Annotated in this window: 13 protein-coding genes; 6 read left to right on the top strand and 7 right to left on the bottom strand. The window is 74.7% G+C overall.

Annotation, left to right across the window (positions count from 1 at the left end):
* Positions 1–82: 82 nt before the first annotated feature.
* On the bottom strand, positions 83–424 hold the full coding sequence (locus ACZ5GH_RS00660) for a darcynin family protein (RefSeq protein ID WP_387755436.1): 342 nt from the start codon (positions 422–424) through the stop codon (positions 83–85).
* Positions 425–543: 119 nt separating this feature from the next.
* Here ACZ5GH_RS00660 and ACZ5GH_RS00655 point away from each other — a divergent pair, with 119 nt between their 5' ends.
* Positions 544–1,284 (top strand): TetR/AcrR family transcriptional regulator, encoded by a 741-nt coding sequence (locus tag ACZ5GH_RS00655; protein WP_387755439.1) that lies wholly within the window; start codon positions 544–546, stop codon positions 1,282–1,284.
* Positions 1,285–1,317: 33 nt separating this feature from the next.
* Here ACZ5GH_RS00655 and ACZ5GH_RS00650 read toward each other — a convergent pair whose 3' ends face one another.
* Positions 1,318–2,073 (bottom strand): S1 family peptidase, encoded by a 756-nt coding sequence (locus tag ACZ5GH_RS00650; protein WP_464333066.1) that lies wholly within the window; start codon positions 2,071–2,073, stop codon positions 1,318–1,320.
* A gap of 271 nt (positions 2,074–2,344) precedes the next feature.
* On the bottom strand, positions 2,345–2,911 hold the full coding sequence (locus tag ACZ5GH_RS00645) for a TetR/AcrR family transcriptional regulator (protein WP_387755444.1): 567 nt from the start codon (positions 2,909–2,911) through the stop codon (positions 2,345–2,347).
* Positions 2,912–3,029: 118 nt separating this feature from the next.
* Here ACZ5GH_RS00645 and ACZ5GH_RS00640 point away from each other — a divergent pair, with 118 nt between their 5' ends.
* The 3 genes from ACZ5GH_RS00640 (at position 3,030) to ACZ5GH_RS00630 (ending at position 9,524) form a co-directional block, all read left to right on the top strand.
* On the top strand, positions 3,030–3,470 hold the full coding sequence (locus ACZ5GH_RS00640) for a DoxX family protein (protein WP_387755447.1): 441 nt from the start codon (positions 3,030–3,032) through the stop codon (positions 3,468–3,470).
* A 522-nt stretch (positions 3,471–3,992) separates the two neighbouring features.
* A complete protein-coding gene (locus ACZ5GH_RS00635; RefSeq protein ID WP_464333065.1) occupies positions 3,993–6,218 on the top strand; it encodes a glycoside hydrolase domain-containing protein in 2,226 nt (741 codons plus the stop codon).
* 471 nt (positions 6,219–6,689) lie between these two features.
* On the top strand, positions 6,690–9,524 hold the full coding sequence (locus ACZ5GH_RS00630; protein WP_464333064.1) for a hypothetical protein: 2,835 nt from the start codon (positions 6,690–6,692) through the stop codon (positions 9,522–9,524).
* A gap of 108 nt (positions 9,525–9,632) precedes the next feature.
* On the opposite strand, the gene ACZ5GH_RS00625 is transcribed toward ACZ5GH_RS00630, so the two are convergent.
* The 3 genes from ACZ5GH_RS00625 to ACZ5GH_RS00615 all read right to left on the bottom strand — a co-directional run bounded on the left by ACZ5GH_RS00625 (position 9,633) and on the right by ACZ5GH_RS00615 (position 11,095).
* Positions 9,633–9,920 (bottom strand): hypothetical protein, encoded by a 288-nt coding sequence (locus ACZ5GH_RS00625; protein ID WP_387755459.1) that lies wholly within the window; start codon positions 9,918–9,920, stop codon positions 9,633–9,635.
* 397 nt (positions 9,921–10,317) lie between these two features.
* Positions 10,318–10,713, bottom strand: a complete 396-nt coding sequence (locus tag ACZ5GH_RS00620; RefSeq protein WP_387755462.1) for a hypothetical protein — start codon at positions 10,711–10,713, stop codon at positions 10,318–10,320.
* A 154-nt stretch (positions 10,714–10,867) separates the two neighbouring features.
* A complete protein-coding gene (locus tag ACZ5GH_RS00615) occupies positions 10,868–11,095 on the bottom strand; it encodes a hypothetical protein (RefSeq protein WP_387755465.1) in 228 nt (75 codons plus the stop codon).
* Between the two features lie 503 nt (positions 11,096–11,598).
* Between ACZ5GH_RS00615 and ACZ5GH_RS00610 the strand changes: the two genes are divergently transcribed.
* Together ACZ5GH_RS00610 and ACZ5GH_RS00605 are read left to right on the top strand one after the other, a co-directional pair.
* The gene (locus ACZ5GH_RS00610; RefSeq protein WP_030303996.1) at positions 11,599–11,802 is read left to right on the top strand and encodes a cold-shock protein; all 204 of its coding nucleotides are present in this window, start codon (positions 11,599–11,601) and stop codon (positions 11,800–11,802) included.
* A 367-nt stretch (positions 11,803–12,169) separates the two neighbouring features.
* Positions 12,170–13,687, top strand: coding sequence for a DEAD/DEAH box helicase (locus ACZ5GH_RS00605; RefSeq protein WP_464333063.1), 1,518 nt, complete (start codon positions 12,170–12,172; stop codon positions 13,685–13,687).
* 53 nt (positions 13,688–13,740) lie between these two features.
* Here ACZ5GH_RS00605 and ACZ5GH_RS00600 read toward each other — a convergent pair whose 3' ends face one another.
* Positions 13,741–14,430, bottom strand: coding sequence for an alpha/beta hydrolase (locus tag ACZ5GH_RS00600; protein ID WP_464333062.1), 690 nt, complete (start codon positions 14,428–14,430; stop codon positions 13,741–13,743).
* Between the last annotated feature and the right edge of the window lie 188 nt (positions 14,431–14,618).

Genomic DNA, 14,618 nt, shown 5'->3' with positions numbered 1-14,618 from the left:
TCCCGCGGGTCGGCGCCCGCGGGAGCCGCGACCGGCCGCCGGCCGTGTCGCGGACGGCCCGCGGGCGCGGCGGCGTCCGTGATCATGCGGCCTGCTCCGTCAGGGCGCGACGCTCGAAGTGCTGGTAGCCGTCCTCGATGCCCAGCACGACGTCCTTGAACTCGAGGTAGCCCTGGTGGATCAGCGGGGTGTCCCGCAGCTCCTCGACGAGGTGGTAGTAGGCCGTCAGGTCCTCGGTCTCCAGCAGGGCGAAGTCGGTGAAGCGGGTCTGGAAGGCCTCCGCGTCGAAGAAGCGCGTCCGTACCCGGTCCGCGTACTTCGCGACCAGCGGGGCGAGGTGGGTCTCGCGCAGGTGGTTGCGCTCGGGCCGGGACAGCGCCAGCCACCGGGTGGTGAACGAGTAGCCGAGAACGATCATGTACATCGGACGAATCCCCCTGAGGTCGCGACGGGGTGGCGGCCGGGCCGGCCGCGCCACCGTCGAAGTGCTGACGGTGTAAGCTAAAGCTGACATCGTTAACAAAGTCAAGCCGGGGAGACCGGATGCCCGAGAAGCCGCCCACCCGACGCGAGCGCCAGCGCGAGCGGACCGCCGCCGAGATCGTCGCCGCGGCGCGCACCCTCCTCGCCGAGGAGGGCCCCACGGCGCTCACCCTGCGCGCCACCGCCCGGGCGGTCGGCATGACCGCCCCCGGCGTCTGCCGCTACTTCCCCGACCACCGCGCCCTGGTCCAGGCCGTCGTCGCCGACCTCTACCTCGACCTCGCCGCCGGGCTGGAAGCCGCCCGCGACCACCGCCCCGACGCCCCGACCCCGGAACGCCTCGCCGACGCCGCCCGCGCGCTGCGCCACTGGGCGCTCGCCCACCGCGCCGAGTTCACCCTGATCTTCGGCAAGCCGGTCCCCGATGCCGGCACCGCGCCCGCGGACCCCGCCCACGACGCCGGCTGGCGCTTCGGCCAGGTCTTCCTCGGCCTGATGGTCCGGCTGTGGCGCGAGGGCGTCATCCGCCCGACGGCCGGCCCGGACCCGGCCCCGTCGTGGTGGGCCCAGTTCGACGACCTGCGCGAACACCTCGCCGAGCCCGTCCCGCTACCGGTGCTGGCCGCCTTCGTCCAGGCGTGGACCCGGATCTACGGCCTCGTCGCGCTGGAGGCCTTCGGCCACCTCGACTTCACCCTCGCCGACCCCGAGCCCTTCTTCGAACAGACCCTCCGCGACACCCTAGGCGCGCTCTGCGCTTCCCCGGCCGGACCCGCCGAGCGCGCCGGAGGCCGCCCCTGACGGCGGGCGGCCGCAGGCACGGGGAGGCCCTGGTCAGGACAGCAGCTCCGCGGGGACGTCGGTGGCCCGGGTGAACACCGAGACCGGGTGCTGGGTGTCGCAGTACTTGTTGCCGGTGGAGACCACGCCGATCACCACGCCGCCGACCAGCAGCGGGCCACCCGAGTCCCCCTTGCAGACGCTGTCCGTCGTGCCGGCCCGGGGGAGGCCGCAGACCTTGAGCAGGGGCGAGTCGTCGGGCCAGGTGAACGGGTCGCAGGAGGCCGGCGGGGCCAGCGTCAGCACGGCCTGCTTGAGGTGGGTGCCCGGGCCGTCCGAGCCGGTGCGTCCGAACCCCAACAGCGTGGCCGTGCGGCCGTACCGGTAGAGCGCCGCGTCCCGCTGCCCCGCCACCCGGACCGGCCGCTGCGGCAGCGGCCGGTCCAGGGTGAGGACGGCGGAGTCGTGCTCCAAGCCGGCGGTGTACCGCGGGTCCAACCGGTAGTCCTTCACCCGGCGGACCTGGCCGCCGGAGCCGGTCAGGTCGGTCCGCCCGGTGATGACCCGCAGGGAGCGCGGGTCGGCCGCCTCGGCGACGCAGTGGCCCGCGGTGAGCACCTTGGTCGGCGCGATCAGCGCGCCCGTGCACCACTGCTCGCCGGAGGCGGTCTCCAGGGCCACGACGAAGGGGTGGGACCTGGTCGTGGTGTCCGACCCGCCGTGGACGGCGGCGGCCGGGCCGGCCGCCGCGGCGAGCAGTCCGACCGTGGCCGCGAGGACGGCGAGCGGGCGCCGGTTCGAGGTGCGCATACGAGGGCTTCCTTCTGGGATCGGTGGGGAGGCGGCGAGCCTGCCGCCGGACCGCAGACTGCCCCGGCATCCGTCCCGCCCGCCAGCGCCGCCGGGTGATCCGGGACGTTGGAACGACGAAATGGGCCCTGACCTGCGCGTTCGCCGCTTCCTGGAACGCCGCTGCGGGACGGGGGGCCGCCCGGAACGGGGCTGATGACGGCGGTGGGAAGCCGAGGCGAGGGACCCGGTCGTGAGCGCACCGGCAGGAGTCGGTCAGGCCGCCGACCTCCTACTCCGCGCCCCGGAACATCACCCGCAGCACCTCCCGGGCCAGTTCCTCCACCTCTCCGCCGTCCCGGCTCTCCGGCAGCGCGCCGTTCAGCCACAGGCTCGCGAAGCCGTGCGCGACCGACCACGCGGCGATCGTCGTCGCCCGGTCGGTCCCCTTCCCGCGTGACAGTTTCCGGCCGCTCGCCGCCAGCACCGCCCCCGCCCGGTCCCGGGCCGCGGCCATCTCCGGGTCGTCCGCCCGGTAGAGCTCCGGGCGGAACATCACCTCGAAGTACGCCCGGTGGTCCACTGCGAACCGCACGTACGCCACACCCGAGCCGTACGGATCCCCCGCCGCCCGCTCCAGGGCGTCCGCGAACAGCGCGAAGCCCTCGGCCGCCACCGCCGTCAGCACCCCCGCCTTGTCCCCGAAGTGGTGCGCCGGAGCGGCGTGCGACACCTCCGCCCGGCGCGCCAGCTCCCGCAGGCTCCACCCCGACGGCCCCGACTCCGCGATCGCCTCCAGCGCGGCGTCCAGCACCGCCCTGCGCAGGTTCCCGTGGTGGTAGCTCTCGGCCCTGCCCATGGTTCATCCCTCTCGTCGACGACCCCACGAGCATATCTAGGCATTGACAAGATTGCTTGCCCGCGCGAATCTTGTCAGTGGCAAGATTATCTTTCCAGTGACAAGTTGGAGTGTCCCCATGGCCCCGCTCATCGCCCTCCTCGGCGGCTTCGCCGTCCTCCGCCTGCTCGGACTTGTCGCCGTCGACTCCCTCGACGCCTGGCAGCCGGCCGTCCGCGGTGCCCTCGCCCTGATGTTCCTCACCACCGGCGTGCCGCACTTCCTGCCCGCCTTCCGGCGCGACTTCGTCGCGATGGTCCCGCCGGCCCTGCCCCGCCCTGCGCTGCTGGTCACGCTCACCGGCGTCCTGGAACTGGCCGGCGCCGCCGGGCTGCTCGTCCCGCCGCTCGCCCCCTACGCCGCCGTCGGGCTCGCCCTGCTGATGCTGGCGATGTTCCCCGCCAACGTGTACGCCGCCCGCACCGGCGGCACCCTCGCCGGCAAGCCGGTCACCCCGCTGCCGGCACGCACCGCGCTGCAGGTGCTGTTCGTCGCGGCGGCGGTGGCGGCGGCGCTCTGATCGGGATTCGCGTCTGCGCCGCATCCGCCGAGCAGCGGTGGAGGGAGATCATCCGAATGACTGCGCGCCGTCGTGAGTTGGGGGTCGCGGCAGCCGTTGTGCGACCTTGGCAGTGCGTCACGGGCTGAGAACCCTGGCGCCGTACTCCGGGGAAGCGCGAGGGGCGCGGCATGCCATGGGTTCACGAGAGCGGGCGCCAGCAGGGTTTCCCGGCTGCGGTGCTGGCGGATGGCAGTGACCCGGCGCCGTTGCCGGACGGGCGCACCACCTGGTGGCTCTACAACGGTGCGGACGGTCCTCGGGCGGCTGAGGTGCGCAGTGGGTGCCGCTGCGGCTGGCGGGGTGAGCGGGTGCAGGGACCGTCCCGCAGCGACCGTTGACGATGGGTCAGGCTGTTCGGCCGGGGGTGGTGGGGCCCGTGGCGGCCCCCGTCGGCGGCGTGGATATCGTGACCGACGCCGCGCGCCGACTCCTCGGCGCGCGGCCTTCGTCACGTCAGGAGAGATCTGGGTGAAGTCCCCAATGACAGCGCTCCGGAGCGCCGCGGCCGTCGCGGTGGCCGTGCTCGTGGCGGCGCCCGCCGCCGCAGGCTCCGCCGTAGCAGCTCCCGCCGGTGGTCAGGACACCAAGGCGGTGACGTACCAGGGCCGCGTGTTCCGGGTGCCCGCGGCCTGGCCGGTGGTGGACCTGGCCGCGGACCCGCAGGCCTGCGTCCGCTTCGACCAGCACGCGGTGTACCTCGGCCACCCGGGCGAACAGCAGGTCTGCCCGCCGCGGTTGATCGGCCGTACCGAGGCACTGCTGGTCGAGCCCGCCGCGGGCGCCGTACCGGACCGGGAGGGCTCCAACCCCGTCGCGCGGACGATACGGGCGAACGACGGCGTCGTCGCCGTGACCGGGACGTACGAGACGGACCAGCCGCTGGTGCGGCGGACCGTCACCGGCGCCGGGCTCACCCCCGCGCCGGCGCACCGTCCGGAGCCGGCACCCGCCGGATCCCCGGCGGCCCCCGCCCCGCGGTCCACGACCGCCGGAACCGCCGCCGCGGCCGCGCCGTCCGGCCAGGCCGTGACCGCACCGGCCGCACCGGCCGCACCGGCCGCACCGGCCGCGCCCTCGGCGGTGGCGTCGATACCCGCGTCGGCGACGAACTACACCGGCAAGGGGTTCGACGCCTGCACCGCGCCCTCCGCCGCCGCGATGAACGCGTGGATGACCTCCTCCCCGTACCGGGCGATCGGCATCTACATCGGCGGTGCCAAGCGGGCCTGCGCCCAGCCGAACCTGACGGCCTCGTGGGTCCAGCAGCAGCAGGCCGCGGGCTGGGCCTTCATGCCGCTGTACGTCGGCGTGCAGGCCCCGAAGATCGTCTACCCCGCCACGGAGGGCGCCAACGCCGCCGACGACGCGGTGAGCCAGGCCCAGGCCCTCGGCTTCGGCCCCGGCACGATCCTCTACTACGACATGGAGGCGTACACCACCCCGCAGTACTCGGCCGCGGCCCTCGGCTTCCTCACCGCCTGGACCAACGAACTGCACGCCTGGGGCTACAACTCCGGCGTCTACAGCAGTTCTTCCTCCGGCATCAAGGACCTGGTCGCCAACGCCGGCAACAGCGCCTACACCATGCCCGACGCCGTCTTCAGCGCCAACTGGAACGGCAGGGAGGACACCGAGGATCCGGCGATACCCGCCGGCTACTGGTCCAACCACCAGCGTGCCCACCAGTACGCCTCGCCGCAGAACCCGGAGACCTGGGGCGGCTACTCGATCGGGATCGACCAGGACTACCTCGACATCCAGCTGACCGCCGCCCCGCCGTCCCAGACCTCCGCGTTCTTCCTCGGCGTGCGCCAGAGCTCGGGCGCCTGGCCCGGCTTCAGCCCGCTGACGGGCGGAGCGGGCGTGTTCCGCGGCTCGGAGGCCGCGATCGCCGGCCTGCCGGGCGGCTCCTCGCAGGAGCTGGGCATCGGCTTGGATGGCCGGCTGTACCACGGCGTCCGCGCCGCGGGCGGCAGTTGGAGCGGCTTCGCCGCGCTGCCCGACGACGGCACGCCGGCGTCGCGGCCCAGCCGGGTCGGCATCGCGGGCCTGCCGGACGGCTCCTCCCAGGTGCTGGCCGTCGGCGCCGACGGCAACGTCTACCACCGCACCCGCTTCGCCGACGGCAGCTGGTCCGGCTACGGCGCGCTCCCCGGCGTCGGCACCTCGACCATGGGGGCCGCGGACGTCGCCATCGCCGGTATGCCCGACGGCTCCGCCCAGGTCCTCGCGATCGGCAACGACGGCAACGTCTACCACGAGACCCGCTTCTCCGACGGCAGTTGGAGCGGCTTCGCCCCGCTGCCCGGGGTGAACAGCCCGCGGATGGCGGGCCAGCGGGTGGCCATCGCCGGTCTGCCGGGCGGCTCCTCGCAGGTCCTGGTGATCGGCGGCGACGCGAACGTCTACCACGAGTCCCGCTTCGCCGACGGGAACTGGTCCGGTTTCGCCGCGCTCCCCGGCAACGGCACGCCCACCCTGGCCGCGCGGACGGTCGCCATCGCCGGTCTGCCGGACGGTTCGTCCCAGGTGGCGGTGATCGCCAACGACGGCAACATCCACCACGAGACCCGCTTCTCCAACGGCAGCTGGTCCGGCTTCGCCGCGGTCCAGGGCCCGTACGGCGCGAGCACCTTCCCGGCCCAGCGCGCCGCCATCGCCGGCCTGCCGGACGGCTCCAGCCAGCTCGTGGCCACCCGGAGCTGACCGGGCCGCACTCCACCACCAGGCGCCCCCGCTCCCGGCACTCCCCGGGTGCGGGGGCGCTCCTCGCCGCGGAGTGGAGGCGACCGGAACCGCCGGCGAGCCGGTACGGGCTCGGTGCGCAAACGGATGCGGCGGCTTCCCGGTTCAGCATCCCGGCGGGGGAATTCAGGAAAGCGAGATCCCAGGTCAACGGGGTTGAGTGGAGCCGAAGTTGTGACGTGTGCACGGTATTCCGGGGGCCGCTCCCGGAATACCGGCCGTCGCTCAGGTGATTCGCGCGAATCCCTTCCGTCCGCCGTTCGAATCTGACAGCATCGTCCGCTATCCGGTGATCGAATGCCGGTGATCACTGTGCCGGTGTGCCCGTGCGGTCCGTCCGCGGCCGATGTCCGCCCGGATCGGATCGGCGGCCTTCACCGCAGGGCGCCGCTGTCGGGACGCGGCCGACCGGCCGCGCCACGTGGAGGAGATGTGACCACCCAGGCCGGCACCCGCGTGCCCGCCCCCGAGCCGGCGCCCCCGTCCGGCCCCGCGCGCGCCCACCGCCCCGCGCCCTGGGTCCGCACCCGGCTGCGGGCGAACCCGTCGGCCGCACTGCTCATGGCGGTCCTCGCGTTCGTCACCGTCTTCCTGGCGGCGGCCTTCCCCCGCGTCGCGGACCGGGGCGCGGACGCCGCGCTTCAGGACTTCGTCCGGCAGAAGGGCGTCAACCCGACCAGCCTGCACACCACTTCCAGGACGCGGGACGACGACACCGCCGACGGACTCGACCAGGTGCAGCGGCAGCTCGTCGAGCAGGTCGGCCGGCGGCTGACACTCGCTCCGTCGGGCCAGGCCTTCGGTGCCCGCGCGCTGGGCGAGCACCACATGGCCAATCCGGGGTACGCCCACATCTCGGACAAGGAGCCCTACCCGGCCCTCAGCCTGCTCTACCTGCACGACCTGGCCGCCCGGGCCACCCTCACCGCCGGCACCTGGCCGACCCCCGGCGCCGTCGGCGGTCCGCTGCCGATCGTGGTCAGCGGGAAGGCCGCCGAGACCATCGGCATCAAGCTCGGCGACGTCATCGACAACGGCGTCGAGGGCTCCGGCGCCGCGCGGACCACCGTGGTGGTCGGCCTCTACCAGGTCAACGACCCCCAGGACCCGTTCTGGGACGACCTCGGCTGCCCGGCCCGCGCCTGCCTGAACGCCAGACCCGACCACGAGCACTGGACGACCAGCGGGTTCGTCGCCGGCGACAGCCTGCCCGCGCTGCTCCGCTGGGGCCCCAACGCCGAGAACTTCTGGCGGCTGCCCGTCGACCCCGCCTCGCTGCACGCCGACCGGCTCGACCGCACCCGCGGCGTCATCAGCTCCGTCCTGGCCGGGCAGGACGCCACCGCCCTGATCGACCGGACCAAACGCGCCGACCTGCACACCACCTCGGGCCTGCCCGAGATCCTCACCCGGGCGGACGAGCGCTACCGGGCCTCGCTGCCGCTCAGCGCGATCGGCCCGGCGGGCGTCGCGGGCGTCGCCACCGTGGTGCTGCTGCTGGCCGCCGCGCTCACCGCCGACCGGCGCGCCGCCGAGCTCCGGCTGCTCAAGGCTCGCGGCGGCTCCCGCACCGGGGTGGTGCTACGGCTGACCGCCGAGGGCGCGGTCACCGTCCTGCCCGCCGCCGTACTCGGCACGGCCCTCGCCCTGGTGCTGCTGCCCACGGCCAGGTGGGACCGCGCGGTGCCGGCGGCCCTGGTCGCGACCCTGATCGCGCTGCTGGCCTTTCCGGTGCGCGCGGCCCGGGAGTGGTCCCGACGGCGGCCGGCCGGCGGCCGACGCCGGCTGGTCGGCGAACTCGCCGTCCTGGCGGTCACCGTCGCGGCCGTGGCGGAGGTCCGGCGCCGCGGCATCGGCCACGGGGCCGGGGTGGACCCGCTGCTGGTCGCCGCCCCGCTCCTGCTCGCCGTCACCGGCGGGCTGGTGCTGGCCCGGGTGGAACCGGTGGCGGTCGGCCGGCTGGCCGCCCTCGCCGGCCGGGGCCGCGGCCTGATCGGCTTCCTCGGCCTCGCCCGGGCCGCCCGCGACGGCTCGGGCCGCCGCAAGCCCGCCGTGCTGCCGCTGCTCGCCCTGCTGATCGCCGTCACCACGACCGGCTTCGGCGCCACCGTGCTCGACAGCGTCGACCACGTGCGGACCCGTGCCGCGCGCATCACCACGGGCGGGGACATCGGCGTCTCCCTGCCGGACTACGCCACCCTGACCGAGTCGTTCACCGAGGCCGCCGCCGCCCTGCCGGGCGTGCGGGCCTCGACCGGGGCCTGGATCGAGACCAGGGCCCGCTTCTTCGGCGCCGACCAGAGCTACACCGAGGCCTACCTGGTGGTGGTGGACGAGCCGACGGCGTACGCCGAGATCGCCCGGGCCCTGGGAGTCGGCGAGTTCGACCCGGCGAAACTGGCTGGGACGTCCGGCGGCCGGGACACCCCGGTGCCCGCCCTGGTCAGCCGAGACCTGGCCGGGCGCCTGGCCGCGGGGCCGGCCGAGGTGCGCACGCCCAACGGCAACGACGTGCACCTCGCCGTCGCCGGCCTCGTCACCGCCACCCCCGCGCTGCCGGATCCGGGCAAGCCCTTCGTCGTCGTCCCCGCCGGCCCCACCTGGGAACGACTGCCGGGCACCAGGCGGGCGAACAAGTGGTTCGCCCTCGGCGACGTCGACCCCGACCGGGTCAGGACGGTCCTGCGGGACACCAGCGGGGCCCGGCCGGTCGGACTGGCCAAGCTGATCGCCGACGACGCCACGGCCGTCGGCAAGGACACCCACGGGCTGCCCGCCGGCTACCAGGTGCACAGCAGCCGGGAGACCGCCGCCGCGCTCGGCGACGACCCGCTGCAGCACGCCACCGAGCGGCTGTTCTGGTACGCGGCCGCCGCCGGAGCCGGATTCGCCCTGCTCGCCGTGCTGCTGACGCTGCTGCGGGCCGCGCCGGACCGTACGGCGGTGCTCGCCCGGCTGCGTACCATGGGCCTGCGGCCCCGGCAGGGGCTGGCGCTGATCCTCGCCGAGTCGCTGCCGCAGACCCTGGCGGCGGCCGTCGGCGGCGGCCTGGTCGCGGCCGCGGCGGTCGTCCTGCTGGGCGGCGCCTTCGACATCTCGACGCTGGTCGGAGCCCCGGTCGGGGACGGCGTCACCCCCACGCTGCTGCCGGTGCTGCTGCCCACCGCGGGCCTGGCCCTGCTGGTCGGGCTCGGGGTGGTGGCGGAGACGCTGGTCGCCGGCCGGCGTCAGATCGCCACCGAACTGCGGGCGGGGGAGCAGCCGTGACGGCCCGGCCGGCGGCAGCACGGGCCGGGACCGTACGGGCCGCCCCGATCCGGCCCCGGCACTCCGGCCGGGTGCCGCACCGACCGGTCGGCTGACGGCCGCGGTGGCTCACTGCGCGGTGAGGCGGCGTCCGAGGTCGTCCAGGTAGGAGGTGCCGTAGGCGTCGGCGAGGTCGTCCAGGTCGATCATGGGCGGGATGTCGATCACCGGCTGGCGCTCGACCAGGAAGGCCACCGTCTCGTGGACGATCCTGGTCTCCTCGGCGCCGGTGACCTGCGGCTGGTCGAGGACGCCGTCGGTGACCCGGATCCGGGTCTCCGCCTCGGCGGCGCCCTCGCGCACCCGGACCAGGTGCTCGTGGTCGCCCAGGGGTTCGACCTGGATCTCGATTCCCATGGTGGTCTCCGCCTTCCGTTCCGCGTGGTCCGGGCCGTGCGGCCGCGGCTGTGTGGATGCTAACGCCCGGTCGGTGCGGCGGCGGTGCCCGCTGCTCGCGCGCTTGACCGGCGCGTCGCCGGCCGACCGTACGGATGGACGGGGGACGGCTCGGAGCGGCGGCGCAGCGGCGAGGCGGCCTGACACCGGGGGGCCGGGCACCCCTTCCCGTGGGGGACCGGTGCCGCACCCCTGGGTACGGACGCGCCGCGCACGTGAAGTGCGCGGCGCGGAGGTCGTCAGCGGGAGTGCAGGAGGCCGGGGTGGCGGCCGGCGTTCGGGCAGGAGCGGCCCTGGGCGCCGTGGGGGCGGGGGTCGAGCGGACCGTCGGCCCGCTCGACCCTTCACGGGCGGTGTGTCACTGGTCGGAGTAGCTGAGGTCTCCCACCGTCCAGCAACTGATGTCGGCAATGGCGATCCGGTACATGCCCCCGGTGTGGGGCAGGCCGTAGCTGCCCTGCAGGATGCGGGCGACGTGCAGGTGCAGGTGGGTCGGCCGTGAGTCGGGCGGCACCGCTTCGTCGCGTGCCGCTCCACCGGCGGCGTTCGCGGGCGCCGCGAACAGTGCGGCGAAGGGCTTCAGGAAGTCCGAGGTGGCGAGGACTTCGGCCACCCTTTCGTTCCACAGGCTCTCCGGTGCCAGCCGGCCGGTGATGACCGCCCCGGGGACGACCACGGTCAGGGGCATCTGGGTGCTGTGCTCGGACTCCACCATCGCGGCGATGTCGACGAGCAGCCCATCAGGGTTCGACATGGACTTGAGGATAGTGCCCGCCGGACGCTGCCCGCACGGACTTCCCCGGGCGGCCTCCGGCCGCCGCCCGACGGCGCCACCAGGCGCGCCACTCACCGGCCGCTCCGCCCGTGCGGCGTGCGCACCACGGGCGGAGGAGCCGGGAGCGTCCGGGTCAGAGCGCGAACATCGCGCTGTACGGCGGGGTGACGCGGGCCTGCTGCGAGCCGAAGTCGACGAGCACGGCGGTGTCGCCGTCCCCCTCGACGCCGATGACCCGGCCCAGGCCGTACCTGTCATGGGTGACCCGGTCGCCGACGGCGAAGTGCTTGAGGGGCGCCTCCGGCGGGGCCTTGAAGGGGCTGTGCGGCAGGGGGCGGCGGACTGCTGCGAAATTTTTCATCCCTGCCAGTATGGGCCGGAAATCGCCGCAGCGGACCCCTTCGACGCACTCGGGTTCGAGCGGGGCCGCAACGCCGCAGGTCCCGGCCGGTACGCCGCTGGACGGCACCGGCGCGCGGCGTGGTCACCCGCGCTGCTCCGGCGGGGTGAGGGCCGGCCGCGCCGGGCCCGACGGGATCCTCCTTCGGGGCCCGCGGCGCCGACCCCGTCGACGCGCCAACCAGCCTGCCGCCAGGCGGCGTTGACGCCCGTGACGGCTCCGGCCGGTGGCCCCGGGGGACGCCTCGTCCGAAACCGGCGCGGAAATATCCGCCCACAACGTGCTCGGGCCTGCTAGAGTCGTTTTAGTTGCAGTAGTGGTTCCCATGAACTTTGTGTGCGCCTGCTGATGTATTTCGCAGGCGCATTTTTTCTTTCCCGGCTCTTCCCGGGTGGGTGCTTCCCGCGGCGACTCGATGCGTGCGCTGTGCACGCGTCGGACAGCCCCTTGAAGGAGATTTCTTAATGGCTAATGGCACCGTGAAGTGGTTCAACTCGGAAAAGGGCTTCGGCTTCATCGAGCAGGACGGTGGCGGCCCCGACGTCTTCGCCCACTACTCGAACATCAACGCCAACGGCTTCCGTGAGCTGCTCGAGGGCCAGAAGGTCGAGTTCGACGTCACCCAGGGCCAGAAGGGCCCGCAGGCCGAGAACATTCGCCCGCTGTAATTCCTGCCACGGCACCCGCCAAGCAGCGAGGGGCCCGCACCGCGCACACACGCCTGGTGCGGGCCCCTCGGCATTGCGCCACGGCGCACCCCCCGGCCGTTCAGGCCCCGGCTCCGCCACCGGCGCCCGTCCCCACGCGAGACGCACGGCGTCGCGTCCGGACCGGCGCCCTGCCGTGACATCGCACGGCTTCGAGGCTCCCGCTCCCGCCCGGTGCGGTGAGCGCCGACCGTAGGTGACGTGCCGCACGGTTCCACCGTCCACGCTCCGACCGTCACACTTCCGGCCCGTTCCCTTGCGGTCTCCGCCGGCGCCCAGCGCCACGGAGCCTTCCTCGTGACGCGCCGCCCCGAGGAAGGTCTCCCGCATGAACCGTCCCACTCGCTCCCCGTACCGGAACGCCGGCTCCCACTCCGGCGGCAACTCCTTCCACAGCGCCAGGCCCGCCGGAGGCCGGCGCTCGTCCGGCCGTGGCGCCGGCCGGGGCCCGTCCCCGTCGGGCGAGTTCGCGATGCCCGTGAGCACCACCCCGGCCCTGCCGGCCGCCGAGTCGTTCGACGAGCTCGACATGCCGAAGGCGCTGCTGCCGGTGCTGGCCCGCCGGGGCGTCACCGCGCCGTTCCCCATCCAGGCCGAGACCCTGCCGAACTCGCTGGCCGGCCGCGACGTCCTCGGCCGGGGCCGCACCGGCTCCGGCAAGACCATCGCGTTCGGCCTCGCCGTGCTGGCCCGCACCGCCGGGCAGCGGGCCGAGCCGCGCCGCCCGCTGGCCCTCGTGCTGGTCCCCACCCGCGAGCTCGCGCAGCAGGTCACCGACGCCCTCAGCCCCTTCGCCCACGCGGTGCGCCTGCGGATGGCGACCGTGGTGGGCGGGACGTCGATGAGCCGCCAGGCGTGGCTGCTGAACCGCGGGGCGGAGGTCGTGGTCGCCACCCCCGGCCGGCTCAAGGACCTGATCCAGCGCGGCGACTGTCAGCTGGACGGGGTCGGCGTCACCGTGCTCGACGAGGCCGACCAGATGGCCGACATGGGCTTCCTGCCGCACGTCACCGAGCTCCTCGACCAGGTCGCCGAGGGCGGCCAGACCATGCTGTTCTCCGCCACCCTGGACCGCAACGTCGACCGCCTGGTGCGGCGGTTCCTCAAGGACCCGGTCACCCACTCGGTGGACCCGTCCGCCGGGGCGGTCAGCACCATGGAGCACCACGTGCTGCACGTGCAGAACTTCGACAAGAACGCCACGATCGCCCACATCGCGTCCCGCGACGGCAGGGTGATCATGTTCACCGAGACCAAGGACGGCGCCGACCGCCTGGTGGACGACCTGCTCGCGAACGGGGTGAAGGCCGCGGCCCTGCACGGCGGCAAGTCCCAGCCCCAGCGCACCCGCACCCTGGAGCAGTTCCGCACCGGTCAGGTGACCGCGTTGATCGCGACCAACGTCGCCGCCCGCGGCATCCACGTCGACGGCCTCGACCTGGTCGTCAACCTCGACCCGCCCGCCGACCACAAGGACTACCTCCACCGCAGCGGCCGCACCGCCCGCGCGGGCGAGTCCGGCACCGTCGTCACGCTGGTGCTGCCCAACCAGCGCCGCGCGATGACCCGCCTGATGGCGACGGCCGCCATCACGCCCGTCACCACCAGGGTCAGCGCCGGCGACGAGGACCTGGCCCGGATCACCGGCGCCCGGGTGCCCACCGGCATCCCCACCGTGATCCCCGACCCGGTCATCGAGCGGCCGCGCCGCAGCCCCTTCGGGAGCGGCCCCCGCCGCAACCGCCCCGCCCCCACCGGGGGCGACCCGCGGTCCGCCGCGGGCCGCGACAACCCGGGCGCCGCCGGCCGCCGCCGGGCACCCCGCCGGGCCACCCTCGCCCCGTAGCGGGGTCGGGGCCAGTCCTCGGGCCCCGTCGAGTCCACCTGGTGTCCCCGGGCCTACGCACTCGGCGCGCCGGCCGGGGTGGGGCGGCCGGCGGTGGCCAGCCGGTGGAGCAGCCCGACGGTCTCCTCCTGGTGGGACGCGAAGACCCCGTGGTCGCTGTGCCAGGTGAGCACGTGGGTCGCGCGGGCGGCGAACCGGCGTTGCAGGTCCGGGTGCATGGCGCGGTCCTCGGTGCAGACCACGTAGCTGCTGGGCCGGTGGTGCCAGGCGGCGCTGGTCGTCGGCTGGTGGGCGGGGGCCATCAGCTGGGGGACGAGTCCGGCGGCGTGGCGGGCGCGTTCCTCCTCGCCGAGTTGGGAGTGGAAGAGCCGTCCCGCGGCCTCGGGGTCGATCGTCGTGGTCCCGGCAAGGTCGCCGACCATGCTGGTGGTCAGGTCGGTGGGCGGTGCACTGGCGAGCAGGCCGAGGGCGGTCTCGCCCTGGTCGGGCATCATCGCGGCGAGGTAGACGAGGTGGTCGACCTTGTGCGGTGGAAGGCCGGTGATGACGGCGCCGCCGTAGGAGTGGCCGCACACGACGGCGGGGCCGCCGTCGGTCAGCCGGTCCAGCGCGCTCTCGGCCGTGGCTATGTCGGCCGCCAGCGACCCGCGGTGCAGCTCGGCGACGGCCACGGCGACGCCGCGTGCCCGCAGCCCGGCCGCGACGCCGTCCCAGGCACGGCCGGTGTGCCACGCGCCGTGCACCAGCAGCACTCCTCGGGGCGAACGGGGGGACGGGGACGGGGACGGGGTGATGGTCACGAGGGCCTCTCGGTGTTCTGTCGATCGCGGAACAGGGGGAGCGCGGGCGGCACCCGCAGGCGCGTGCCGACGGTGCGGGACGGCGGCGCGCCGCCCACGACTCCGACCTGTAAGAGACACCGGCGGGGGAA

It is taken from the genome of Kitasatospora sp. Xyl93, assembly GCF_055383135.1.
The sequence above is the reverse complement of the archived record's forward strand: the minus strand, read 5'-3'. Positions and strand labels throughout refer to the sequence as shown.